This window comes from Providencia zhijiangensis, assembly GCF_030315915.2.
Taxonomy (GTDB): domain Bacteria; phylum Pseudomonadota; class Gammaproteobacteria; order Enterobacterales; family Enterobacteriaceae; genus Providencia; species Providencia zhijiangensis.
On the sequence record NZ_CP135990.1, the window covers coordinates 2,357,179 to 2,382,416 of the forward strand.

A 25,238-nucleotide genomic window follows, 5' to 3' on the forward strand; every position below is an offset into this window, starting at 1 on the left:
TATGGAAACGTGGATGTATTTATCTCAAGGCTTTGAGGTAGCGCTGATCCCGCAAAATATTATGATCGGGCTGATTGGCTGTTTCATCGGCACGATTGTCGGCATGTTACCGGGTTTAGGCCCTATCAACGGCGTAGCAATATTATTACCCTTAGCGTTTGCGTTAAAGCTCCCTGCTGAGTCTGCGCTTATTTTACTGGCTACCGTCTATCTAGGATGCGAGTACGGAGGACGAATTTCCGCCATCCTATTGAACGTTCCCGGTGACGCCGCGGCGATTATGACCACGTTAGATGGTTATCCGATGGCGAAGCAAGGCCAAGGTGGTATCGCGCTCTCGATTTCTGCCGTCAGTTCATTTATCGGTTCCACCATTGCGATTGTTGGGATCATTTTATTTGCGCCTTTACTGGCACAATGGTCGCTCGCCTTCGGGCCTGCTGAATATTTCGCGTTGATGGTTTTTGCTATCGCGTGTTTAGGCAGCATGATGAGCCAAAACCCCGTCAAATCGCTGCTCGCAGCATTGATTGGTTTGGCGCTAGCGACCGTCGGTGTCGATGCCAACTCTGGGGAATACCGTTTTACCTTTGACAGTGTCAACCTATCCGATGGCGTTCAGTTTATCGTCGTGGTTATTGGACTGTTCTCTGTGAGTGAAATATTACTCATGCTAGAAGGCACCGCGACCGGACAAGGATTAATCCGCAAAACGGGTCGAATGTTATTTAGCAAGAAAGAGGCTAAAGCCTGTGCTGGCCCAACATTACGATCCTCATTTATTGGCTTTTTTGTGGGAATTTTGCCGGGTGCAGGGGCGACTATCGCTAGCGCCATCACCTATATGACAGAGAAAAAAATTGCCGGTGATAAAGGGACATTTGGTGAAGGAGATGTTCGCGGTGTCGCGGCACCTGAAGCCGCCAATAACGCCTCTGCTTGTGGGTCATTTATTCCGATGTTAACTCTCGGTGTTCCGGGTTCGGGGACGACGGCGGTGATGATGGGGGCACTGACCCTGTATAACATCACCCCAGGTCCGGGGATGTTCACAGAACAACCACACATCGTCTGGGGATTAATTGCCGCGCTGCTTATCGCTAACGTTGTGTTGTTAGTGATGAATATTCCGCTGATTGGTCTATTCACTCGAATGCTCACCGTACCGCTGTGGTTCTTAGTCCCTGCGATTGCTTGTGTCTCTGCAGTGGGTGTTTACGCCGTACATAGCACCACTTTTGACCTGCTGTTAATGATGGGGCTTGGGGTATTCGGCTATATCTTAAGGAAGATGAATTTCCCACTATCCCCGCTGATCCTCGGGTTTGTTTTGGGTGAGATGTTAGAGCAAAACCTGCGCCGCTCGTTGTCTATCAGTAATGGGGATTTTAATATTCTGTGGAGCAGCTCTATTTCTAAGAGCTTATTAATTCTGGCGGTGTTGGTGCTGGTGTTACCACCGATTGTGAAGCTTATTCGCAAACGTCGTCATCAAACCGCGAAAGCATAATTCCTACTGTACGTTATGACTGAAAGACTTCGCCCCATGAAAATGGGGCTTTTTTTGTTTACTAGCTCACTGATTTTCTAATTTCGGATAGCCCTGCTCGCGTAGCCATTCGCGCCCTATATCAATGGTTGGAGTTTTGTACAATAAAGACAAACAATGCATCGTATTATCCCTCCGTCATTTTGAGTGCTTTTTATGTTGCGCATTTATACGTAGCCCGGAAATAAAATACTTGTCGATAACACTAATAATTTTTTATGACCGAAGAACTATTTACGTTAAAGAATTCTAAAAATAGAACGATATAGTTATAACTTTAAGATGCATATTTTGTTACATATTAAAAATTTATTTTATTTCACTAATCGTTAGTCGCTAATTTAGAATTACCGACCTTTTTGGGATATGAACATATTTTCATTCATTTTGAACAATAATCACGCAAAAACATACGAAAGAGGTTGATTATTGATTGTATTAATTAATACTCCAATTATCATGTCGTTTTTATTTTTAAATGAAAAGGTGTACAAATTGAAACCAATTACACCTACTTATTATCTAAATTGAGAATTAAAAAATAAATGGCTGAATCAACCTCGACCGAAGAAACAAAAAAAATTAATTTAGAGTTATTTGAAAAAGATAATGATGCCAATCAAAATTTAAATACATATCTATTAAGAAATCCGCGATTTACTCTCGATAATGATGTGATCCTATCAGCAGTAACAAAAATCTATATTGATGAATCTCTTGCCAGACTACGCTTTCATCATAAAATCTATCAAGAATGGGGATTCTCCCGTGTTGACCCTATGGGTATGACCGCTATTTTAAATTTTTACGGACCTCCTGGTACTGGAAAAACATTATGTGCTGAAGCCTTTGCTGGTAAATTAGGTTTACCTTTTATTTCACTCGGTATTGCAGAATTAGAAAGTAAGTTCATGGGTGAAACTGCAAAAAATATTCAAGCCGCATTTACTCAAGCGACTGCAACAGGTGCCGTACTTTTCTTTGATGAGGCTGATACTTTATTAGGCAAGCGTTTGTCATCGGTAACTCAAGGTGTCGACAATGAAGTAAATGCCATGCGTTCAACATTATTAATTGAGTTAGAGCGATTTGAAGGAATTGTCATTTTCGCCACTAATTTTGCTCGTAATTATGATGAAGCATTTCGTAGCCGAATTGGTTATCACGTTGAATTTACTTTACCCGACCAAGATGCCTTATATCGATTGTGGGATCGTTTTTTATTGCCTGAAATTCCAATTCTAGGAAATCGTGACGATATATTAAAAACACTCTGTGAAATATCCGTTGGTTTGTCAGGTAGAGAAATTCGAACATGTATGAGGTTGGCATTACCAAAGGCTCTCATCAATGCAGAACAGCAAGGTATCTCACCACAGTTAAGTATTCAACATTTACAAGACGCTATTACTCAAGTTTTTAGTACACATAAATCAATTGGTAACCGAAATCTCAGTACCGCTGATGATGCACAAACCGCTAAAAACTTGTTAGGTATTAAATAAAATTGGAGCATAAAAATGGGATGGTTGTCTAACATAATATCCAGCGGTGCAAGCTTGATATCTAGTGGTTTACATACGATAAAAAACGTTACTAAAACAGTTTATAACACAACTAAAGAAACGGTTACTAAAGCCGTTTCTTGGATGGCAGATAAAGCTGAAGTTTTTATTGGTAGCGTCAAAGACGTTTGGAACAAAGTTAAACCGATTATTAATAATGTGGTACGCCCACTGATCCAAAGTGCTATTCAAGTCACCTCTTTTAGATATCCGTGGATAACAGCGGGTCTTACCGCGCTTGATAAAGCCCTAGAATATCTTGTTAAGTGGGATCAAACAGATTTAGCAAAACGTATTGCCCACGCGATTGAGTGGACGATTCAGCGCGCTAAAGAACTTAAAAATGCTTATCTCACAGAAGAAGAATTAGAGAAAGCTCAGGAGCATGAAGCTGCTTTACGTGAAGCAAAATATAAAGTTCAAGGTGAAGCAAAAAAAGCTGTTGATGTTGCTACTTTAATCAACCATCACTTCCAATTATCCACTCGAATTAAAGACTTATTAGATAATGTACAAATTGATGATTTTGAACATTATCTGCGCCTGCGTGCTTCACAGAAATTGCTGAAAAATATGGAGAGCAAGCTGGAAAATACTCAGAACATTGATGAAATCAATGAAGACGATATTTTCATTATGGAAACAGCAAATGAACTACTTAAGCGGGAACCCAATCTTTCTGATGAAGCCATGATGCGTTTGGATAACATCATTATGATCCGCTTTAGTAAGAAACTGATTCCATTTGTGTTTGAAGAAATGATTATGGCATGGAGCTTTAACCTTAAAGATCTTGAGAAAGAATGGAAAAAGCTCAATACCGAATTTTCCGAACAACAAGTCATACAGCGCCGTTTAAATGTAGCATTAAAGCTAGATGACCTCACAGAAGAACAGAATCTTGAGCTGCAAGACCTAAACCGTCGCCTACCTCAACTTGAAGCAACTATGACCTTAAAACGTAAGCGTACTAATGAGATGCGCCACTACGTTTATGCGGCTGAAGGTTTTCTACAAATGTTAGAAAAAGATCCTGAAGAGTTTGTCGATCAAGAATATTTAATGGAAGACAGTAATGAGGTTGGCAAAATCATCATTGACTGTGCTCAATTTGGTAAAAAATGGGAAGAATTAACCGTTGACGAGCAAACATTGGTCATCGATTTCTCCAACATTTTCAAAAATGATAGCGAACTTCGCGAAAAACAATTAATTGAGGTAGCCGCGTGACCTTTCATGATTTTCTAAACTTCTTACTACCTGAATTTGATATTACCCAGATTATTTTTGGTGGTCTGATGTTAACGCTGGTGCTCGTTAGCATCGTCTTACTATATGTGCAAGCTAATGAAAAAACGTGGGATAAAAAATGGCAAACCCACATTGTGACTGATGAATCTGGTAATGTGGATTTGGAACAAAGCTCCATCAATGAAATAAGTCATTCAATCGCTAGTCCTGCCGAAAAAATGATTGATGTCATGCCAGGCATTCTGCTGATCATTGGTTTATTAGGAACCTTTTTAGGTCTCGGGATCGCACTAAATAAAGCGTCTGATATCCTAATTGATGCTAACTCAGCAGGTATGGACGATGCCATGGCTAACCTAATGGGTATGATGGAAGGTTTAGGCACAAAATTCAAAACCTCCACTTGGGGGATTATTGCGTTCCTTCTGCTCAAATCATGGTCTGCTTTCAAAGGCTATGATGAAAAGCGGTTACACTGGTGCGTACAAAAAATCAGTCATTTATTACACGAATCAAAACGTAAAGCCTTTGAAGAAAAAGAGAAAGTTCAACAACTTTTTTTAGGTGCCTTAGAGAAGCTTGATAGTGGAATGATCCGTGAAGGCAATGCAAATCGTACATCATTGAGCAATATTAATGACACTATAGGGGCTTTGCATAAGACCCTTGATGACCAAAATAAAAAGTTTCAAATTCAGCATGATAAAGCTACGGCTCAACTTGCTGAGATCATCACAAGTTCAAATAGTACAGTATCTGCCTTTGAGCAATTTACAACGCTATATTCACAACATACTGATAAGCAATTGAGCCAACTAAATCATGTCAGCCAAGCGCTAAGTAGTTATATATCAACCAGTAATGAAGTTAGTACAAAGCAGTTAGATGCACTCACTGACACCCGAAACTCACTGCAAGAGTTTATCGCATTAAATAGTGATAACTTGAACACGATTAAATCATCTGCACAAACAATGTCTGACTCTGCTCATGCAATGGGTGATTCTGCTCAATCGTTACGTGATGCTATTGATGAGTTCAAAATGGGTGTTGGTGATGTTCTCGGAACCATTAAAGACGATTTAGGATCAACCATTGACGCAATGGGAAGTAGCTTTAGTGAGAACATGCAAAATATCTCATCCAGTATGACACAAGCAACTGGTGGTATTTCAGATGCCGTGACCACACTATCAGAAAATGTTGGTAACACCATGACCAGCGTTAATGAATCCATTAATGATTCAATGAGAAAACAGAGCGCTGCTCAGCATGAGTTTATTTCTGTAAGTAGTTCATTAGGTACAGATGTCGGCGTAATGAAAACACTGATCGAGGATTTAAGTGAGCGTATTTTAAGTAGTTTAAGCGCTATCTCATCCAGCAATCGTCAAGTTGCTAGCCTCAATAGCAAATATAATGAAATTACTGAACAAAGTATTAACAGTGCAAATTCAATACAAGAGTTAGTTGAGCAGTTAAAAACTATTCAGTTTAACAACCCACTACAGCCATCACTCGATGCTATAACCAAAGATATTAACCGCGTTATTGCGGGGATTGAAAAATTAAACATGGGAATGCCAGAAAAAGAAACAGCGACGAAAGTGATAAACACCTTAACAGAACATTTATCAAAAAATACTCTTGAACTACAAGATATTAAAAGTGTTCTACTATCACCAAAGCTAACATCTACTCCTGATAATTTGCAAAAGTTATTAGCTGATGCAAACTCATCTCTCAAGCAAATTAATAAAAATTTAGATGGTATGAACCTCGTTAATTTGCAAAATGAGGCGAGTTAATGAAAGACAAACCTAATGAGTGGGTTTCAATCTCTGATTTAATGTCGGGAGTCATGGCTGTCGTCATGTTGCTGCTAGTTATGTCAGTTTTGCAAAAAACTTGGTCAGACATTAAACATAAACAAGAGATGGAACAAGGGATCGGTGCACAACGTGAAAAAGTGAGCAACATGTTAAATAATATCAAAACATCTTTAGATGGCACTGATAACGAAAACTTAGTTGCACTTGATATGAACTCACAAAAAATCACCTTAAGAGATGGTGTATTTAACCGAGGAAGTGCGTGCGTCGCACCACAAGCAGAACCGGCCCTTCAAACAATTAAAAGTCAAGTTGAACTGTTTTTAGCTGAGTTCACATTAGGGCAGGTATTCATCGAAGGTTATACCGATAATATTCCAGTCACTCGCCCTGTCACCAACTTTGAGCATTTTTGTACTGTTTATGATGACAATTTTACGTTATCAGCAGCGCGAGCTCGAGAGGCAAGAAAATCAGTTGTTGGTGAACTAAGTAATTCAGCCGCAAAACGCGTAATTGTTGCCGGATATGGAGATTCTCAACCGATCCAAGGGATTCCACCAGAGGATGCTCGACAACGCAGAATCGAAGTTCGCTTTGTATTACCAGATAGTACGAGTACAAAATAATTCCATCACTATAAAAAAGTGAGAGTCTTTGCTCTCACTTCCCCGCTAATTGCGTTAGTCACAAATTAAGTGCAATACCATTACTTTCGTGAAAATTGAACACATAAAACCCCTAGGATCACTAAACCAATACCCACCACTTTCTCAATCGGAATGGGGTTTCGATTCATGCCGAACCAGCCAAATTGCTCAATAAGCGCAGAAATAATTAATTGCCCCGCAATCACTAATACAAAAAATGTCGTACTGCCAATTTTAGGGACTAAAATCAAAGCCGACGTGAGGTAGAGCATCCCTGCGATGCCACCAAACCAAATCCAAATTGGTTGGTTAAATAGTTCAGTACTAAAATGGGGTTTTGGTACTTTAAAAATAATTAAAAGTGGAATTAATACAATTAAACTGATCACCAGCGATGTTGCGCTCGCCCATAATGGGTGACCTAGTTGTCTTGCAAGTATGGCATTACTTGCCGCTTGGATTGGTACAACCGCGCCTGCCAATAATGCAACAAAGGCTAGAATGAGCCCTGTGATTGAAAATGCTGACATCGAAACCTCTTCACTAATATTGACTTAAGTTGAATGATTGCCATAGTAAAGAGAGATAACAGCATTGGAAAATGAACAATTTTATAAGGCACTATTCGTAGGATGAATAACTTAAGAAAATTAGATTTAAATCAGCTAGTGACGTTGTCAGTCTTGTTGCGAGAACGGCATGTAAGCCGAGCGGCGGAAGCTTTACATAAAAGCCAGCCCGCTGTCAGTCATGCATTAAATCAACTGAGAGACATTTTTCAAGACCCCTTATTGGTTCGCCGTGAAGGCCAATATCAACTAACAAGCAAAGCTGAGTCTCTTTATCTCCCATTAAATGAAGCATTAAAGCAATTAGATGATTTGATTGCCCAAAAACAGTTTTCTCCGCTAAGTTGCCAAAGGCGCTTTAATATCGCAATGTCCGACTACGGCGCAACTTTAATTACGATAAAATTAGTTTCTTATTTACGCGAATATGCACCCAATATTGTCCTCAATATCTGGCACTGTAGTCGGGAAGAAATGCAAAATAAATTGCATGAAGGTAGCTTAGACTTAGCATTCGGTATATTTGATACTCTGGATTATTCGTTACGAAATCAAACTGTCTTGACGGACAAATTTGTCAGTCTGGCTGATCATCAGCTTGGTTCGCAAGGCAAAATGGATTTAGCTAACTGGCTATCCTATCCTCATATTTTAGTGAGTATGAAGCCTTTTGATGCGAATGAAATCGACCATCAACTGCAATTAATGAACCAACAGCGCCGTGTAGCCGTGACTGTGCCTTACTGGCAAATTGCACCCCAATTATTAACGGGGACTGACCTGATCCTAACGGTGGCGAAAAAAGCGATACCTCAATCCATGTTAAGCAAATTTACGTTATTTGATCCTCCATTATCTCTTCCTGATTTAGATTTCCAAATGGTATGGCACCAACGCGGTGATACTGATAAAGCATTAGAGTGGCTTAGAGGCATTATCGCTGAACAATTAAAAGATGACCGAGAGTTTTATGGCGAAAACGAGGATTAAAAAGGGCAGCATTTCTGCTATCTATCAGAATTTATAAAAAAAGCGAAAGCCCTGGCTCTCACTTTTTTCTTCACTTGATCTATCCTAGCTGTCTTGTTTCGGATAGCCCTGCTCACGTAGCCATTCGCGACCTACATCAATGGTTGGCGTTTGTACAATAAAGACAAACAAGGCACCGATCATACCGCCTAACAGCGCTCCCCCCAGAAAACCACCGGAAAAGAAACCAAAGAAAAACAACATAAAGGCTAATACGGCGGAAAGTAAAACCGCGAGTCCGGTGAGCTTCCAATATTTCGCGCCCATGCGTTTTTTACCTTCTTTCAGGCATTGACGAAACAAGCGCCCTTGCTCTTTTCTCTCTAATCCTGCTAATTCAGGAACACTCTTCGCCGTCCAATACGCCATCTTATCTACCTTTCTTTTTAATTAAATTTTATCTAACGCATTTATACGCAGCTTAGAGGTAAGATACTTGCGGATAACTCTGATAATCGTCGTGAGAACGTCAATATTCAGTGGGCTGAGCGGTTTGTGTGGTCAATAAAATTTGCCCCATAAAGATTTCGGGGCAAATTTTTTATTAATAAAACGGATATTTCGTATAACTCAGCAAGGTAACATTTTTATTACTCGCGTCCTCGCCATAATAAACATGTTTTGATGGTGGTGTGAAAATCTGAACCGCTTCTTTTTGTCGTTTTTCAAAAAGTGGAAACGTGATTTTAGTGTTAAATGCACGCTTAATTTTGGCAGGGAACAACCCCTTAATACTTTTAATCAATGCATTACCCAAAATTTTTAAATCATTTTTCCAAATCTTACACCGTGTGAAATCCATATTAGCTCCTTATTGATACATTAATGGAGCAAATATCATGGCACTATTTTCATTACGGTAATTTAATAAAATGATGATTATGGTGGCGACAATAATTAAGCCATAAAAAAAGCGAGAGCCTTAGCCCTCGCTTTCTATGCAGTGCATTTCAGTGAATGAAACTTATGCTTTGTATTTGCTCATCACTAACGTTGCGTTGGTACCACCAAAACCGAAGCTGTTAGACATCACTGTATTCAGTGCTTGCTCAGTTGGTTGGGTGATGATGTTCAAGCCTTTCGCTTTCTCATCTAAATTTTCAACGTTGATGCTTGGTGCGATAAAGCCATGTTCTAACATCAGCAAGCTATAAATCGCTTCTTGAACGCCCGCTGCGCCTAAAGAGTGACCTGTCATCGCTTTGGTTGCAGAAAGTGCAGGGCAATCGTGACCAAACACTTCTTGGATAGCTTCTAACTCTTTAGTATCACCGACTGGCGTTGAAGTGCCGTGTGTGTTGATGTAATCGATTTTATCAACACCCTGCATTGCCATTTGCATACAACGCACTGCACCTTCGCCCGATGGAGCCACCATATCAGCACCGTCAGACGTTGCACCGTAGCCAACCACTTCTGCGTAAATATGCGCGCCACGTGCTAATGCGTGTTCTAACTCTTCAACCACGACGATACCGCCGCCGCCCGCAATAACGAAACCATCACGGTCTTGGTCATAAGTTCTTGATGCTTTTGATGGAGTTTCGTTGTACTTAGTTGACAACGCGCCCATTGCATCGAACTCACAGGTCATTTCCCAGCTCAGTTCTTCACCGCCACCAGCAAACACAACATCTTGTTTGCCCAGTTGAATCAGTTCAACCGCGTGACCGATACAGTGTGCAGACGTTGAACATGCAGAGCTGATGGAGTAGTTAACGCCTTTGATTTTGAACGGGGTTGCTAAGCAAGCAGAAATACCGGAAGCCATTGCACGAGTCACCATATATGGACCCACACCACGCAGACCTTTTGCACGCATACCGTCAGAGCCAGCTACTTGGTTACGTGGGGAACCACCACCAGAGCCAACAACAACACCCGTACGCAGGTTAGACACTTGGTCTTCCGCTAAACCTGAATCTTTAATCGCCTGTTCCATTGACAGGTAAGCATAGACAGAGCAATCACTCATGAAACGGCGGACCTTACGGTCAATCAGACCTTCAGTATCCAGCTTGACATCACCCCAGACATGGCTACGCAGCCCTACCTTTTTAAATTCTTCTGAGAAAGTGATCCCGGAACGACCTTCCTTCAGAGAAGCCAGTACTTCTTCCTGGTTATTACCAATGCTGGAAACAATACCTAGGCCAGTTATGACTGCACGCTTCATTCGTTACCTCATGTCTATAATTATATGATTACGGGATTACAGGTGTCACTTTAGCTTACACTTGTACGCTGAACAAGTCCGATCAGGGTAAATATTTGTATTTTTTTTATCATGACACAAATAAGGCTTTTATGTGACGGTAGCCTTACAGCCATATCAGCGTTAGAATTTGAATATGATTTGGCAATAACAGGCTTAAACGTGAAAAAAACAGCTGTACAAACCGCTCACCTCAGTTGGAATGAGGAAGGCACACCGATTTCAGAACAGTTTGAAGACATCTATTTTTCTAACCAAAATGGCTTAGAAGAGAGTCGCCATGTGTTTTTGCAGGGAAACCATTTTCCACAGCGATTTCTAACACACCAAGATGAAACTTGTGTGATTGCCGAGACAGGATTTGGTACTGGATTGAATTTTCTCGCTTTATGGCAGGCCTTCAACCAATTCAAAGCCGAAAACCCCAATGCAAAATTACAACGATTACATTTTATTAGCTTCGAAAAATACCCTTTATCAAAAGCCGATTTAATCGCCGCACACCGTTGTTGGCCAGAGTTAGCCGAGCTTTCAGAGCAATTATGCGAACAGTGGCCACCCGCCTTACCCGGTAACCATCGAATTATTTTAGAAAATAGTGCAATCACCCTCGATTTATGGATTGGTGATGTAAATACGCAAGTATCCATACTTAATGACAATTTAAACAATAAGATAGATGCGTGGTTTCTAGATGGTTTTGCCCCTTCCAAAAACCCGCAGATGTGGAGCGAACAGTTGTTCGCTGCAATGGCAAAATTTGCACGTAAAGGTGGAACATTTGCCACCTTTACGGTTGCTGGATTTGTTAAACGTGGATTACAGCAAGCGGGCTTTACGATCATGAAGACCAAAGGATTTGGTCAGAAACGTCAAATGCTAACGGGGGTACTAGAAAATAATCTGACTCGCCCGATGGCACCTTGGTTTGCGCGTCAACCCGCATCTCATACCGATGATATCGCGATTATTGGCGGTGGTATTGCCAGCCTCACCTTAGCCCGTTCACTCAGGAAACGCGGTGTGAATGTCACTATTTACTGTCAAGACCAGCAAGTCGCCCAAAATGCGTCTGGAAACCGCCAAGGCGCAGTCTACCCCCTATTAACCGGGAACGATAATGCCCTAGAGCGCTTTTTTGTCAGTGGCTTCCCGTTTGCCACTCGCTTTTATCAGCAACTGAGCACGCAAGGTATCGAATTTAATGGGCAATGGTGTGGGGTAAGCCAAATGGCGTATAACCCTAAATCCACCAAAAAAATCGACAACATGCTGCAAACCGAATGGCCGGAAGAGTTTGTTGTTGGCAAAGATAGGCAACAACTCAGTGAACTTAGTGGTGTGGATGTCAATCATCGAGGTATTTATTACCCCTCTGGCGGCTGGCTATGCCCTGCGCAATTATGCGAAAGCTTAGCGCAAAAACTCGCTGAAGAAGGCGTTAAATTCCACTTTGGTCTGTCAGTCACCGACTTACAACGTTCAGAAAACGGTTGGGAACTGACATTCGATAACCAGCAAACAGCCCATCATCAAACGGTGGTGATTGCCAATGGCCATTTGCTGAACCAATTTGAGCAGACTCAGAACCTGCCTATCACCCCTGTTCGCGGGCAAGTGAGCCATATTCCGACAATCCCAACATTGCAGCAATTAAAAACCGTGTTGTGCTTCGAAGGTTATATGACGCCGGAAGATACCACAAACCAGCACCACTGCTTGGGGGCGAGTTATCAACGCGATAATTTGAGTCTTGAATACTCCGAGGAAGAGCAGCAAGAAAATCTGCAAAAATTGCTCACCAGCTTACCGGATGTGGATTGGACGGCGCAGGTGGATATCTCTGACCAACAATCTCGCCAAGGGATCCGCTGCGTGATCCGCGACCATATGCCGCTACTCGGCAATGTGCCTGACTTTGGTGCTTTAATGCAGCAATATGCGGATTTACCTGACCAACTGCGCCACGAACACGCCGTTGCCCCATCCCCCGCTTATCCTGACCTGTTTGTATTCGGTGCATTAGGGGCTCGAGGACTTTCCACGGCCCCACTGTGTGCAGAAATCCTCGCGGCGCAAATTTTTGATGAACCCATGCCTGCTGACGATGACGTACTTTCCGCATTACATCCAAATCGTTTTTGGGTGAGAAAGTTATTGGCGGGACGCCCAATCACCACGAAAGAAGCGTAAGTGAAAGAAGCAGAAACGAAAAAGGGCTTCCATTTGGAAGCCCTCAGACCATTGACAAACCATCAGGTTTGGAAATGGCTCTTTTGGGTTGTAAAATTAACGAGGAAAATCAATTTATTGATTTTCGCCTGATAACACAAAGAGGGAAAAACCACGCTTTTATCCCTCTTTGTCATCAACCTCAAGGGCTTCCATTTGGAAGCCCTCTGTACGAATCAATATTAAACTTAATTCACGTTCAACTGCATAGCACAGCGATCTATCGCTTGAAACCCTGCATCCACTTCGTGTTGCAAGATATCTTGTAATTCACTCGTCAATTGCACCTCTTCCATTATCGAAAAACCAAGGCGCTGATAATACGGTGCATTCCACGGAATATCACGAAACGTGGTTAGTGTAACCTGACCAATCTGTAGGGACTGAGCGAACTCAATAACCTGCTGAATAAGCCGCTTACCTAAGCCTTGCCCTTGCGCTGACTGCTGAACTGAAAGCTCCACAATATGCAGGCTATCGCTCAAATGTTCCGCCATAATAAAGCCAACGGGCTGGTCATGATTATCCACCGCAAGCCACTCTAAGCCATTCGCAATACACTCAACGTGGTTTTCTTCCGGTTGAACTTCACCTTGGGCAATCCAATCAAACTTCGGGTGTCCTGCAAAAGTTTGCCCCGCAGACGCTTCCACCGCGGGTAAGAATTGGGCATCTTCATGGGTTGCTAATCGAATGGAATACATGCAGTCAATGGAATCCATAAAACTAACGCACGGTATCTAACAGTGTTTTCCACATACCCAGCACCAGAATTTGGTCTGGTGGGGTCAGTTCGCCGGCTTTAATAGCATTTTGGATACTCAGCTCAACGCGCTGATACAGTGCATCAACACTGGTTTCGTTCTCTTCTTCCAGTTCTGCCACAGCAAGGGTTAAGTGACCACGCAGATAGCCACCAGCAAACAGCTCATCATCGCTGGCGTGTTCAACCATATCATCAATTCTTGTCAGTATGCGTGTTTCAAAATCCGCAAGCATGCTTAATCCTTACTGTAGTGAGTGATTCTATTAGGCGAAAATATCTTCCGGATAAGGGAACAGTTCCGCACAAAGTGGAGGTGTATTGTAAAACGATTGTAACGCATTAATAAAGCGCAGCGGTCTCTCTGGGATACCTTTTTCGAGGTACTCCATCACTTGGGCATGCACTTTGCGCATAAAAGCGATACGGTCGGGTTCGAAATCCCCTTCTAAATTGTCGCAACTCACATTAAACGGGATGCCCGTTGCCACACAGAAAAACCAATCTAGCGCTTGTGGTTTAATTTCAACCACTTCAAAGTCACACTGGGTTTTCTCATCGCGACCATCTGGGCAGTACCAATAACCGTAATCCACTTGCTGGCGTCGTTTTTCCCCAGCAATACACCAGTGAGAAATTTCATGAAGAGCACTGGTAAAAAAGCCGTGTGCAAACACAATTTGGCTGTATGGCGTGGTGTCATCGGCTGGTAAATAGATAGGCTCGTCGTCCCCTTTTACCAATTTGGTATTGTACTCTTCGCCGAAACACTGTTCGAAAATATCAATAAGTTGCTGATAATGATGTTGAGTCATGGAACGCTTAAATCATCTTAAAATAATGTGAGAAACCAAGCTTTAATATCATCACCGTGGCTGTCATTTAACAGCTTAATACTCATTAAGAGTGAAATCACGACGATCATCGGCCTGATAAGTTTTTGTCCTTTGGTTAACACTAAGCGAGCGCCAAGTCTCGCTCCAACCATTTGGCCGGCAAGCATAACAAACCCGAGCACCCAAAGAACATGACCTCCGATAATAAAAAAGATCAAAGATCCAAAATTGGAGGCGAAATTTAACAATTTTGCATGTGCGGTGGCTTTGGCGAGGTTATACCCTAATAACAGGACATAAGCGAGCGCTAAAAAAGAGCCAGTTCCTGGGCCAAATGCGCCATCATAAAAACCAATTCCCATCCCCGCAGCAACCCCAAAAATTGGCATACTAACGCGCTGAGGCCTATCTTGCACACCCAAAGATGGCGTGAGTAAGAAATAGAGCCCGACGCAGATGACCATCACTGGCAGCAACTGCTTTAAAAAAGCGGTATCAATGGATTGGATTAAAATCGCCCCGAGCATTGCCCCAATCATCGTCATGATCACGGGGAAGATTTGCTCTCGCAAATTAATGGCTTTACGCCGTGCAAAATAGAGTGTGGCGGAGAATGAGCCACCGATAGCTTGTAATTTATTGGTCGCCAAGGTTTCCACGGGAGTGATCCCCACAGAAAGCAGCGCAGGAATAGTCAGTAAACCACCGCCCCCTGCGATAGAGTCAATAAAACCGGCAAGTAGAGCGACAAAAAACAGCAGAGCGTAGACTTCAGGCGCAACGGCGGTAAGCCAATCCATTTTACATTCCAGATAAGTGAACTATCACGATGCAGATTTGTTATCTATTGATTATCTTATTGAAAGCTAAACAATATCACAGCCCGGATGGATTATAATCGAGGTTTCATCCCAACCTTTAACTCACAGTGGATACCCTTGCCAAACAAGAATATCCACTGAAAAACGTCAATGATTTATTCGAATGGCGCCACTGCTGGCACAACATCCGCACACTGCCCGCGATGACGCAAGAAGTGATCCATCAGCACAATTGCCATCATCGCTTCCGCGATAGGCACCGCGCGAATACCCACACAAGGGTCATGGCGACCTTTGGTGATCATCTCAACTTCTTCACCATCACGATTCAAGGTTTTCCCTGAAACGGTAATGCTAGAGGTCGGTTTCATGGCGATATGGGCAATAATTGGCTGGCTACTGCTAATGCCCCCTAAAATTCCACCTGCGTGGTTAGACGTAAAACCGTGGCGAGTGATTTCATCACGGTTTTCACTGCCTTTTAAGCTCACCACACCAAAACCATCGCCAATTTCTACGCCTTTTACCGCATTAATACTCATCAGTGCATGGGCGATGTCGGCATCTAAGCGGTCAAAGACTGGCTCACCTAAACCCGCTGGGACATTTTCAGCTACAACGGTGACTTTCGCACCGATGGAGTCCCCCTCTTTTTTCAAGCCACGTAGCAGCTCATCAAGGGCATCCAATTTGCTCGGATCAGGGCAGAAGAATGGGTTTTCTTCGACAATCGACCAATCTTTAATTTCACACTCTACGCTGCCCATTTGGGTCAGACATGCACGAATTTGAATTCCAAATTTTTCTTGCAGGTATTTCTTTGCAATCGCACCCGCAGCAACACGCATCGCTGTTTCACGGGCGGATGAACGCCCGCCACCGCGATAATCGCGCAGGCCATATTTCTGTTCATACGTGTAATCGGCGTGCCCTGGACGGAACACGTCTTTAATCGCACCATAGTCTTGGGAACGCTGATCGGTATTTTCAATTAATAGACCGATACTGGTGCCTGTCGTCACTCCGTTGAAAACTCCCGATAGAATTTTCACTTGGTCGGGTTCACGACGCGCCGTAGTATAGCGCGATGTGCCCGGACGACGGCGATCTAAGTCGATTTGTAAATCTGCTTCTGTCAGTGCGAGTCCCGGTGGAACACCGTCAACGATGCAGCCTAATGCTAGCCCGTGTGACTCTCCAAAGGTGGTCACACGAAACAGTTGCCCAATTGAATTTCCAGCCATTCCCTGTTTCCTATTTGCTTGCGATTCTTATACTTGTTAAGAAATATGATGTTATGCGTAATTATTATGTTTTATTTGATTATGCCGAGTAACGCAACTCTTTATTAATTAATATATTAATCAATATAAAGAGCAAAGTGCTCGTGATGTTCAACCAACTGTTCGCGGGTTAACATAAACACACCATCACCACCAAATTCGAAATCTAACCAGATAAATGGAATATCTGGATATTGCTCAATCAGATGCACCATGCTGTTACCCACTTCGCACACTAAAATTCCCTCTTCGGTTAAGAAGCGTGGAGCATTAGCGAGAATGCGGCGAACCAGTTTCAGACCATCGCTACCGGCTGCCAGCGCCAGCTCAGGCTCGACACGGAATTCTTGCGGCAGATCATCCATATCTTCTGCATCCACATACGGTGGATTGGTAACGATCAGGTCATATTTAACGTCTGGCATATCACGGAATAGGTCAGAACGAATTGGGATCACGCGGTGCTCTAAACCGTGATTCGCAATGTTTTGCTCCGTCACAGCCAATACATCCGTAGAGATATCAACTGCATCGACTTCCGCTTCAGGGAATTCATGGGCGCAGGCAATCGCAATGCAGCCACTTCCCGTGCACAGGTCGAGGATGGTTTGTGGTTCATCAGATAATAAGCCCACAAAATGGTTGTTAATCAGCTCACCAATTGGCGAGCGTGGGATCAACACGCGCTCATCCACATAGAATTCATGTCCACAGAACCACGAGCTGTTAGTCAGATAGGCAACTGGAATGCGGTCATTGATACGACGTAATACACGCTCAATAATGCGGTGGCGCTCCGTTGGAGTCAGACGCGAAGTTAGTAGCTCATCCGGTAAATCCAGCGGTAAATACAGGCTTGGCAACACTAACTGTAAAGCTTCATCCCATGGGTTATCGGTGCCGTGACCATAATAGATATTGGCAGCATTAAAGCGGCTCATGGTCCAACGTAAAATGTCTTGAATGGTATGAAGTTCTGCGACGGCTTCATCAACGAAGATCTTTTCCAAGAAGGGATTCTCCTGCCTGTGGATTAAAAGGGAAAATTTGAATGGCTAAAGTTTGCCACGAAGTGAAAGACAAATCAGCAGATTAATGTAAGAAAATACGCAGATAAGCACTTGTTTGCGCATTTTGGCGCTAAAAATAACCGCGCCCCGGATTTTCATCAAGGGCGCAGTGTCTATCATGATATTAAAAACGTTACGCTAATTCTTCGACTTCATCCGTAGGTTTTTCCGGTTTTTTTACCCATACCGCATAAGCAATGGTGAGTAACAACAACCAACCGATACCCACATACAGCGCAATTCGGGTACTTTCGAAATAACCTAATACACCGAAAATAAACACCATAAAAGCAATTGCAAGGATAGGGGCAACTGGCCACATCGGAACTGGGAATTTCAATTGTTGAACTTGCTCTGGCGTCATCTTACGGCGCATCGCAAATTGCGCCAGTAAAATCATTAACCAGACCCAAATCGTGGCAAACGTAGCAATCGAGGCGATCACTAAGAACACATCTTCGGGGATCACATAGTTCAGTACCACACCAATAAACAGCACCAGCACCATGACTAAGACGGTCATCCATGGCACCCCATTTTTGGTTAACTTAGTGAATGATTTAGGCGCCTGCCCTTCATGAGCCATGCCATACATCATGCGACCTGCACCAAAAATGTCACTGTTAATTGCCGAAATGGCGGCGGTGATCACCACCACGTTCAAGATATTCGCCGCAGCTGAAATGCCTAAACTATCAAAAATCTGCACAAATGGGCTGCCATTTTGACCAATTTGGTTCCACGGGTAAATGCACATCAATACAAACAGCGTTAATACGTAGAACAGTAAGATACGTACAGGCACCGCATTAATGGCTTTTGGAATAGTCACTTCTGGGTTTTTGGCTTCGCTCGCCGTGATCCCGATGACTTCAATTCCACCAAAGGCAAACATCACTACCGCAAATGACGCGATCACCCCTCCTATGCCATTTGGCATAAACCCGCCATGGTCAAATAGGTTTGATACCCCAACCGCATGTTCAGCAGCTTGACCGAAACCAAACATCATAATGGCCGCACCGCCGACGATCATGGCGACAATCGCCCCCACTTTCACTATCGACAACCAAAATTCCATTTCACCGAATGTTTTTACGTGGCACAGGTTAATGGCACCGATAAAGCAAATAATACTGAGCACCCAAATCCACTGAGCCACATCAGGGAACCATAATTTCATATAGACCCCAAATGCCGTGACATCAGCCAAGCAGACAATTAGCATTTCAAAAACATATGTCCAGCCGGTGAAAAAACCCGCTCGCGGACCTAAATAGTGGCTAGCATATTGGGAGAATGACCCTGCCAATGGGCTGCGAACCGCCATTTCACCGAGCGCGCGCATCACCATAAAAACAGCGGCGCCCCCAATAATATAAGCCAGTAAAACGGCCGGGCCGGCAGTCTCAATAGCTTTGGCTGAACCATAGAATAACCCCGTTCCTATTGCTGAACCGAGGGCCATAAATCGGATGTGGCGCGCAGAAAGCCCACGCGCAAGTTGTGATGTGCTTTGCATGTTGTGTCCTTCGTATTTTTATCAGTCGTTTCGAAGAGAATTCGCAGCCGATACATAGTCGGCTGCTTCTAAAACACTTACTTATAGGAACTGCAGGTTTTTATGAATGAAAAACCGAGTTTGCTGCAAACAACGTGGCAAGTTTATGTTGATCAATCAGCGAGATAGCCGCCTCGATATCCGGTGCGAAATAACGGTCTTTATCGTAATACGCCACTTTATCACGCAGAGTTTTACGGGCTTTTTCCAGTTTTTCGCTCGATTTCAAGCCATCGCGGAAATCCATTCCTTGACATGCAGATAACCATTCAATGGCTAAAATGCCTGTCACGTTTTTCGCCATTTCCCATAAACGGCGACCTGCTGCTGGTGCCATGGAAACGTGGTCTTCTTGGTTGGCGGATGTTGGTAAGCTATCCACACTAGATGGATGCGCTAATGCTTTGTTTTCACTGGCTAATGCGGCTGCCGTCACCTGTGCAATCATAAAGCCGGAGTTTACGCCACCATTGTTAACTAAGAATGGCGGTAATTGGGACATGTGCGTGTCCATCAACATCGCAATACGGCGCTCTGATAATGCACCAATTTCGGCTAATGCCAGCGCGATATTGTCCGACGCCATGGCAACTGGCTCCGCATGGAAGTTACCGCCAGAAATAATGTCACCATTATCAGTAAACACCAGCGGGTTATCGGATACCGCATTAGATTCAATTAAAATCACTTCTGCCGCTTGACGGATTTGCGTTAAGCAGGCACCCATCACTTGAGGCTGACAGCGTAATGAATATGGGTCTTGAACTTTCGAGCAATTTGCATGAGATTGGGACAATTCGCTGCTTGGTGATAATACATCACGGAATAACGCCGCCACATCGATTTGGCCTTTTTGACCGCGAACTTCTTGGACACGCGCATCAAATGGCTTACGTGAACCCAATGTGGCTTCGACACTTAGCGCCCCACAAACAATGCCGGATAACAGCAGATTTTCCGCCGCAAACAAGCCTTTTAACGCAAACGCTGTCGAGGTTTGAGTGCCGTTCAGGAGAGCTAAGCCTTCTTTAGCTTCCAACGTTAATGGTTTCAAACCCGCTTTTTCTAACGCTTTTTTCGCAGGTAGCCATTGGCCTTCAAAGCGCGCTTGCCCTTCACCAATCAAAATCAAGCTCATATGCGCAAGCGGTGCTAAGTCACCAGATGCGCCCACTGACCCTTTTGCAGGAATATACGGATAGACTTGAGCGTTAACCAGTGCAATCAGCGCTTCAATCACTTCCAAGCGAATACCTGAAAAACCGCGCGCAAGGCTGTTGATTTTTAATACCATAATCAAGCGAACCAGATCATCGTCCAGTGGCTCACCAACACCAGCCGCATGGGACATCACAATCGAGCGCTGTAAAGATTGCAGATCTTTGCTAGCAATACGGGTGTTAGCGAGTAAACCAAACCCAGTATTGATCCCATATGCGGTTTTATCTTCCGCAATGATTTGATTTACGGTCGCAACGCTTTTTTCGATAACACTGTGGGCATGTTTATCTAACGCAACAGTCACTGGCTTTTGGAAGACAACGCGTAATTCGTCGAGTGTCATTTTCCCTGGATGGATAGTTAATTTAGTCATCAATGGCACTCCTTAACGTGTTTTTAGCATAGGTAAGTTTAAGTTTTTCTCTTTGGCGCATTCGATAGCAATGTCATAGCCCGCATCCGCGTGGCGCATCACGCCTGTCGCTGGGTCATTGTGCAGCACACGGGCAATACGTTCTGCTGCCGCATCCGTACCATCACAGACAATCACCACACCTGAATGTTGGGAGAAGCCCATTCCAACACCGCCACCATGATGCAATGATACCCACGTTGCCCCGCTCGCCGTATTTAATAGCGCGTTGAGTAACGGCCAATCAGACACCGCATCCGAGCCATCTTTCATCGCTTCAGTTTCACGGTTTGGACTCGCTACCGAGCCTGAATCTAAATGGTCACGACCAATCACAATCGGTGCAGAAACTTCGCCACTTCTGACCATTTCATTGAACGCTAAACCTAATTTGGCGCGATCTCCCAAACCAACCCAGCAAATACGTGCTGGTAAGCCTTGGAAACTAATACGTTCACGCGCCATGTCTAGCCAACGATGCAGATGCTTATCGTCTGGCAGTAATTCTTTCACTTTGGCATCCGTTTTATAGATATCTTCTGGATCCCCAGATAACGCCACCCAACGGAATGGGCCAACACCGCGGCAAAATAGTGGGCGAATATAGGCTGGAACAAATCCAGGGAAATCAAACGCATGTTCAACACCCATTTCCAATGCCATTTGACGAATATTGTTACCGTAATCGAACGTAGGAATGCCTTGGGCTTGGAAAGCCAGCATTGCTTTTACATGTTCCGCCATGGATTTTTTCGCTGCCAATGCAGTGCCTTGTGGGTCTTTCACGCTCTTTTCACGATATTCATCCCAACTCATACCAATTGGCAGATAGCCATTGAGCGGGTCGTGGGCACTGGTTTGGTCGGTAACCATGTCTGGCTTAATGCCGCGACGAACCATTTCAGGTAACACTTCAGCCGCGTTAGCACACAGTGCGATAGAAACAGCTTTGCCTTCTGATGTGTACTTTTTGATGCGCGCTAATGCGTCATCCAGATCGGTGGCTTGTTCATCCACATAGCGAGTTCTTAAGCGGAAATCGATGCGGCTTTGCTGGCACTCAATATTTAATGAACAAGCGCCCGCTAACGTTGCTGCTAATGGCTGTGCGCCCCCCATTCCACCTAGACCGGCGGTTAATACCCAACGCCCAGTGAGATCGCCATTGTAATGTTGGCGACCCGCTTCAACGAAAGTTTCATAGGTGCCTTGAACAATCCCTTGGCTACCGATGTAAATCCAGCTTCCTGCCGTCATTTGACCGTACATAGCTAAGCCTTTAGCATCCAATTCGTTGAAATGCTCCCAATTCGCCCAATGTGGCACAAGGTTGGAGTTAGCGATTAATACGCGGGGTGCGTTTTCGTGGGTTTTGAATACACCGACAGGTTTTCCTGATTGCACCAGCAGGGTTTCGTCGCTATCTAGCTGTTTCAGGGATTCAATAATTTGGTCATAACATTGCCAGTTACGGGCTGCGCGACCAATGCCACCATAAACCACAAGTTCATGGGGATTTTCTGCTACGTCAGGGTCGAGGTTGTTCATCAACATGCGCAGTGGCGCTTCTGTCAGCCAACTTTTAGCTGTTAAGGTCGTTCCACGAGGTGCTCGAATTTCAATATTACGATATTTGTTATTTAACTTTGTCACGAATATACCCTCACTTAGATGCGTGTTTGACTTATTGCGTCTCCTTATAGATATAGTTGTATATACATGTACAATCAATTTATTTTTTAACAATTGTGATGACTAAAATAGACTCTAGCAATAAATATTATTTATTAAAAACAATATGATAAAAAAACACCCTTTGATTTTACTGGTGTTTTTTTATTCTAAATATGCCTACCAGATCACATTTAATTCACAGTTACTTTACATTTGATATTAACAAGAATGGTAATGAGCACAGCCAACAGCCCTGCGCTCAGATGAGAATAAGTGTGAGAATGAAATATCGTTAATTGAAAAACGCTATGAGGAAAAACTGCCTTTGAGTTTATATCGATGACCGGGAAACAATAACTTAGTACTGGTCACGATATGGCTTTGTGACCATGTTCGGCGGGTAATTTGCAGGCACGATGCGCCCACATGCACTTGCAAAAGCCGGGCACTGCGGTCATCCGCTTCTACCGCTTCAACAATATGCTCGCCCTGAGTCAGCGGCGCAACACGGGATAAATAATCGTGGGGAGTGATGGTCAGAAAGTCTTGTTTCAGATAATCCGGTGCTGCCAGCGCATTCACAAAACGGTCTTCAATTTGTACTGGAATATCATTCTCCAAATGGACAATCACGGAATGATAAACCGGCGTTTCTGGGGAAATATTTAACTCTTTAGCCAGTGTCACTGATGCACTGACTTGTTCTAACTTGTTAATTTTGCAGCTGTATTGATGATTTCTGGCGAGGATCTCATCTTCAATGCTGTGGATTTCAAACAAGGCAGATTGCCCTTTCGGCTCGGCAACAAAGGTGCCAACGCCTTGAAGACGCACCAATAACCCTTCAGCGGTCAGTTCCCGCAAGGCTCGGTTCGCCGTCATTCGGCTACAATCAAACTGCACTACCAACTCGGCTTCTGAAGGCACACGATCGTTGGCTTGCCACTCTCCTGATTGTATTTTTTCAATAATTGACTGCTTAACTTGCAAATACAATGGAACAGGAGTTTTCAGCTTCGGTTTTTTTTCGGCTGTCACGTTTATTTCCAAATAAGTAATGTGTGTGAGTCGTCAACATTGAAAATTAATCAAAATAATTACTGCCTATAGTGGAGATAAGATCCCTAGGCAGCAATCAGAACTTTATGAATAAATAGTATTATACTCGTCATACTTCAAATTTCAGCGTTATTGACTACGCTCATTCGCACTAGTTACATACTTATGTATGCTCCTAGCGACTCATTGACTTGTCGCCTAGCTGCACCTCGAATTATTTAGAGTATATAACCTGAAAATCAGAAACGCTTTTCTATTTTAACTCAAATAAACCATTAATTTTTGTGGGTGACTTTGCCTTGGTAAACACGCTGATTTAATGGATTACTGCCCTGTTCATAAATCATTTCTACCGGATCCTTGGCATTCCAGACCACAAAGTTGGCTTGATAGCCGACGCGTAGTTGCCCAAGGCTGTGTTCTCGCCCTAGGGCTTTGGCCGCGTGACGTGTTACGCCAGCCCAAATTTCTTCAGGGGTTAGTCTAAATAATACCGCCGCCATATTCATCACCATACGCAGTGAGGCAAATGGGCTGGTGCCTGGGTTAAAGTCTGTGGAGATGGCCATGGGTACTTGGTTTTCGCGTAATAGTTCAATTGGCGGTAATTTGGTTTCACGTAAAAAATAGAACGCACCGGGTAATAATACCGCCACAGTTCCACTGCGTTTGAGGGCCTGAATACCTTGGAGATCTAAGTATTCAATATGGTCGACTGATAGCCCGTTAAACTCGGCCACCAGCTCGCTTCCCCCTAAATTAGAGAGTTGCTCCACATGCCCTTTTACTGGAATTCCTAATTTTTTCGCTGCTAAGAATAATTTCTCGCTTTGTTTAAGAGAAAAACCAACACTTTCACAGAATACGTCCACCGCATCAAATAGCCCTTTCTTCCATAGCTGCGGCATAATTTCATCGCAAATAAGGTCAATGTAATCGTCCGCTTTACCTTTATATTCTGGTGGAACCGTATGCGCGGAAAGTAATGTCGAGGACACATCTATCGGATAAGCTGCAAATAATCGTTTTGCCACTGACAGTTGTTTTTCTTCGTTGGCAAGATCTAAACCATAGCCCGATTTCATTTCAACGGTGGTGACGCCTTCACGGATCAACGCTTCTAAACGCGGTTTCGACACCTCAAATAGCCCATCTTCACTCATGGCTCGTGTGGAGCGAACGGTGGAATTGATCCCGCCACCTTGTGCACTAATCGTTTCATAGGAGACGCCATTCATGCGCTGTTCCCACTCTGCGGCTCGGTTACCGCCAAACACTAAGTGGGTATGGCAATCAATCAATCCCGGCGTGATTAAGCGCCCTTCGACATCAACAATGTGGCAACCGTTAGCATCAACTTCGTCGCTTGGATGAATGGCAATGATCTGCTCACCACGAATGATTAAATCGTAATTTTCCAGTAACCCGTATGCCGTTCCAAGTTCAGTATTCATTGTGGCGATCCGCCCGTTACGCCAGATCACATCATTTGAGTGTGCTTTAAATAACATAAATCATCCCATGGCAGCAGAAACCCGATTCGGCTTCACATATGAAAGATACAGATATAAACGTATAGATATGTATATACAATTAGACTACTTATCGGTCTATTGTCAATGCCTACTCACGTAAAAGTTATAAAT

The 25,238-nt window shown here is 43.6% G+C and carries 21 protein-coding genes; 7 read left to right on the top strand and 14 right to left on the bottom strand.

From position 1 onward, the window contains the following. Window position 1 precedes the first annotated feature (1 nt). From QS795_RS10810 to QS795_RS10830, 5 genes are all read left to right on the top strand, one after another. Complete coding sequence (locus tag QS795_RS10810) at window positions 2-1,510, top strand: tripartite tricarboxylate transporter permease (RefSeq protein WP_286268692.1); 1,509 nt, start codon at window positions 2-4, stop codon at window positions 1,508-1,510. A gap of 584 nt (window positions 1,511-2,094) precedes the next feature. Continuing rightward, on the top strand, window positions 2,095-3,054 hold the full coding sequence (locus tag QS795_RS10815; protein WP_286268694.1) for an ATP-binding protein: 960 nt from the start codon (window positions 2,095-2,097) through the stop codon (window positions 3,052-3,054). 15 nt (window positions 3,055-3,069) lie between these two features. Further along, window positions 3,070-4,344, top strand: coding sequence for a hypothetical protein (locus QS795_RS10820; protein WP_318626472.1), 1,275 nt, complete (start codon window positions 3,070-3,072; stop codon window positions 4,342-4,344). After that, window positions 4,341-6,173, top strand: coding sequence for a hypothetical protein (locus QS795_RS10825; RefSeq protein ID WP_286268696.1), 1,833 nt, complete (start codon window positions 4,341-4,343; stop codon window positions 6,171-6,173). Before QS795_RS10820 ends, QS795_RS10825 begins: the two co-directional genes overlap by 4 nt. Further along, entirely contained in the window at window positions 6,173-6,826 is a 654-nt protein-coding gene (locus QS795_RS10830; RefSeq protein ID WP_286268697.1) for an OmpA/MotB family protein, read from the top strand. Before QS795_RS10825 ends, QS795_RS10830 begins: the two co-directional genes overlap by 1 nt. Window positions 6,827-6,906: 80 nt before the next feature. Here QS795_RS10830 and QS795_RS10835 read toward each other — a convergent pair whose 3' ends face one another. Further along, complete coding sequence (locus tag QS795_RS10835) at window positions 6,907-7,377, bottom strand: DMT family transporter (protein ID WP_154602899.1); 471 nt, start codon at window positions 7,375-7,377, stop codon at window positions 6,907-6,909. 102 nt (window positions 7,378-7,479) lie between these two features. On the opposite strand from QS795_RS10835, the gene QS795_RS10840 reads away from it, so the two are divergent. Beyond that, window positions 7,480-8,406, top strand: a complete 927-nt coding sequence (locus QS795_RS10840) for a LysR substrate-binding domain-containing protein (RefSeq protein WP_286268700.1) — start codon at window positions 7,480-7,482, stop codon at window positions 8,404-8,406. Window positions 8,407-8,490: 84 nt separating this feature from the next. Here the strand turns inward: QS795_RS10840 and QS795_RS10845 are convergent, their stop codons facing one another. Together QS795_RS10845 and fabB are read right to left on the bottom strand one after the other, a co-directional pair. Beyond that, window positions 8,491-8,814, bottom strand: coding sequence for a hypothetical protein (locus QS795_RS10845; RefSeq protein ID WP_154602901.1), 324 nt, complete (start codon window positions 8,812-8,814; stop codon window positions 8,491-8,493). Between the two features lie 595 nt (window positions 8,815-9,409). After that, on the bottom strand, window positions 9,410-10,621 hold the full coding sequence (fabB, locus tag QS795_RS10850) for a beta-ketoacyl-ACP synthase I (protein WP_286268701.1): 1,212 nt from the start codon (window positions 10,619-10,621) through the stop codon (window positions 9,410-9,412). A gap of 201 nt (window positions 10,622-10,822) precedes the next feature. Between fabB and mnmC the strand changes: the two genes are divergently transcribed. Continuing rightward, window positions 10,823-12,853 carry a bifunctional tRNA (5-methylaminomethyl-2-thiouridine)(34)-methyltransferase MnmC2/FAD-dependent 5-carboxymethylaminomethyl-2-thiouridine(34) oxidoreductase MnmC1 gene (mnmC, locus tag QS795_RS10855; RefSeq protein WP_286268703.1) on the top strand — a complete coding sequence of 677 codons (2,031 nt, stop codon included), beginning with the start codon at window positions 10,823-10,825 and terminating at the stop codon, window positions 12,851-12,853. A 227-nt stretch (window positions 12,854-13,080) separates the two neighbouring features. On the opposite strand, the gene QS795_RS10860 is transcribed toward mnmC, so the two are convergent. The 11 genes from QS795_RS10860 to hutI form a co-directional block, all read right to left on the bottom strand. Further along, the gene (locus QS795_RS10860; RefSeq protein WP_286268705.1) at window positions 13,081-13,596 is read right to left on the bottom strand and encodes a GNAT family N-acetyltransferase; all 516 of its coding nucleotides are present in this window, start codon (window positions 13,594-13,596) and stop codon (window positions 13,081-13,083) included. 22 nt (window positions 13,597-13,618) lie between these two features. Beyond that, window positions 13,619-13,891: a YfcL family protein gene (locus tag QS795_RS10865; RefSeq protein ID WP_154602906.1), complete on the bottom strand. Its 273-nt coding sequence runs from the start codon at window positions 13,889-13,891 to the stop codon at window positions 13,619-13,621. Between the two features lie 30 nt (window positions 13,892-13,921). Continuing rightward, entirely contained in the window at window positions 13,922-14,470 is a 549-nt protein-coding gene (locus tag QS795_RS10870) for an elongation factor P hydroxylase (protein WP_154602907.1), read from the bottom strand. Window positions 14,471-14,487: 17 nt separating this feature from the next. Beyond that, window positions 14,488-15,291 (bottom strand): TSUP family transporter, encoded by an 804-nt coding sequence (locus QS795_RS10875; protein WP_286268709.1) that lies wholly within the window; start codon window positions 15,289-15,291, stop codon window positions 14,488-14,490. A 176-nt stretch (window positions 15,292-15,467) separates the two neighbouring features. After that, the gene (aroC, locus tag QS795_RS10880) at window positions 15,468-16,556 is read right to left on the bottom strand and encodes a chorismate synthase (RefSeq protein ID WP_108478568.1); all 1,089 of its coding nucleotides are present in this window, start codon (window positions 16,554-16,556) and stop codon (window positions 15,468-15,470) included. 116 nt (window positions 16,557-16,672) lie between these two features. Further along, window positions 16,673-17,605 (bottom strand): 50S ribosomal protein L3 N(5)-glutamine methyltransferase, encoded by a 933-nt coding sequence (gene prmB, locus QS795_RS10885; RefSeq protein ID WP_154602909.1) that lies wholly within the window; start codon window positions 17,603-17,605, stop codon window positions 16,673-16,675. A gap of 193 nt (window positions 17,606-17,798) precedes the next feature. Then, window positions 17,799-19,187, bottom strand: coding sequence for an amino acid permease (locus QS795_RS10890; protein WP_286268715.1), 1,389 nt, complete (start codon window positions 19,185-19,187; stop codon window positions 17,799-17,801). A gap of 100 nt (window positions 19,188-19,287) precedes the next feature. Beyond that, window positions 19,288-20,820, bottom strand: coding sequence for a histidine ammonia-lyase (gene hutH / locus QS795_RS10895; RefSeq protein WP_286268717.1), 1,533 nt, complete (start codon window positions 20,818-20,820; stop codon window positions 19,288-19,290). Between the two features lie 12 nt (window positions 20,821-20,832). Further along, on the bottom strand, window positions 20,833-22,512 hold the full coding sequence (hutU, locus tag QS795_RS10900) for a urocanate hydratase (RefSeq protein WP_036949358.1): 1,680 nt from the start codon (window positions 22,510-22,512) through the stop codon (window positions 20,833-20,835). A gap of 327 nt (window positions 22,513-22,839) precedes the next feature. Then, window positions 22,840-23,571 carry a histidine utilization repressor gene (hutC, locus tag QS795_RS10905; RefSeq protein WP_286268722.1) on the bottom strand — a complete coding sequence of 244 codons (732 nt, stop codon included), beginning with the start codon at window positions 23,569-23,571 and terminating at the stop codon, window positions 22,840-22,842. A 296-nt stretch (window positions 23,572-23,867) separates the two neighbouring features. Further along, window positions 23,868-25,103 carry an imidazolonepropionase gene (gene hutI, locus QS795_RS10910; protein ID WP_286268723.1) on the bottom strand — a complete coding sequence of 412 codons (1,236 nt, stop codon included), beginning with the start codon at window positions 25,101-25,103 and terminating at the stop codon, window positions 23,868-23,870. Window positions 25,104-25,238: the final 135 nt, after the last annotated feature.

What these genes read in the sequence shown, in the direction of transcription:
- QS795_RS10810 (WP_286268692.1), top strand. Translation starts at nt 2, where the DNA reads ATGGAAACGTGGATGTATTTATCTCAAGGCTTTGAGGTAGCGCTGATC.
- QS795_RS10815 (WP_286268694.1), top strand. Translation starts at nt 2,095, where the DNA reads ATGGCTGAATCAACCTCGACCGAAGAAACAAAAAAAATTAATTTAGAG.
- QS795_RS10820 (WP_318626472.1), top strand. Translation starts at nt 3,070, where the DNA reads ATGGGATGGTTGTCTAACATAATATCCAGCGGTGCAAGCTTGATATCT.
- QS795_RS10830 (WP_286268697.1), top strand. Translation starts at nt 6,173, where the DNA reads ATGAAAGACAAACCTAATGAGTGGGTTTCAATCTCTGATTTAATGTCG.
- QS795_RS10835 (WP_154602899.1), bottom strand. Translation starts at nt 7,377, where the DNA reads ATGTCAGCATTTTCAATCACAGGGCTCATTCTAGCCTTTGTTGCATTA.
- QS795_RS10840 (WP_286268700.1), top strand. Translation starts at nt 7,480, where the DNA reads ATGAATAACTTAAGAAAATTAGATTTAAATCAGCTAGTGACGTTGTCA.
- QS795_RS10845 (WP_154602901.1), bottom strand. Translation starts at nt 8,814, where the DNA reads ATGGCGTATTGGACGGCGAAGAGTGTTCCTGAATTAGCAGGATTAGAG.
- fabB (WP_286268701.1), bottom strand. Translation starts at nt 10,621, where the DNA reads ATGAAGCGTGCAGTCATAACTGGCCTAGGTATTGTTTCCAGCATTGGT.
- QS795_RS10860 (WP_286268705.1), bottom strand. Translation starts at nt 13,596, where the DNA reads ATGTATTCCATTCGATTAGCAACCCATGAAGATGCCCAATTCTTACCC.
- QS795_RS10865 (WP_154602906.1), bottom strand. Translation starts at nt 13,891, where the DNA reads ATGCTTGCGGATTTTGAAACACGCATACTGACAAGAATTGATGATATG.
- QS795_RS10870 (WP_154602907.1), bottom strand. Translation starts at nt 14,470, where the DNA reads ATGACTCAACATCATTATCAGCAACTTATTGATATTTTCGAACAGTGT.
- QS795_RS10875 (WP_286268709.1), bottom strand. Translation starts at nt 15,291, where the DNA reads ATGGATTGGCTTACCGCCGTTGCGCCTGAAGTCTACGCTCTGCTGTTT.
- aroC (WP_108478568.1), bottom strand. Translation starts at nt 16,556, where the DNA reads ATGGCTGGAAATTCAATTGGGCAACTGTTTCGTGTGACCACCTTTGGA.
- QS795_RS10890 (WP_286268715.1), bottom strand. Translation starts at nt 19,187, where the DNA reads ATGCAAAGCACATCACAACTTGCGCGTGGGCTTTCTGCGCGCCACATC.
- hutH (WP_286268717.1), bottom strand. Translation starts at nt 20,820, where the DNA reads ATGACTAAATTAACTATCCATCCAGGGAAAATGACACTCGACGAATTA.
- hutI (WP_286268723.1), bottom strand. Translation starts at nt 25,103, where the DNA reads ATGTTATTTAAAGCACACTCAAATGATGTGATCTGGCGTAACGGGCGG.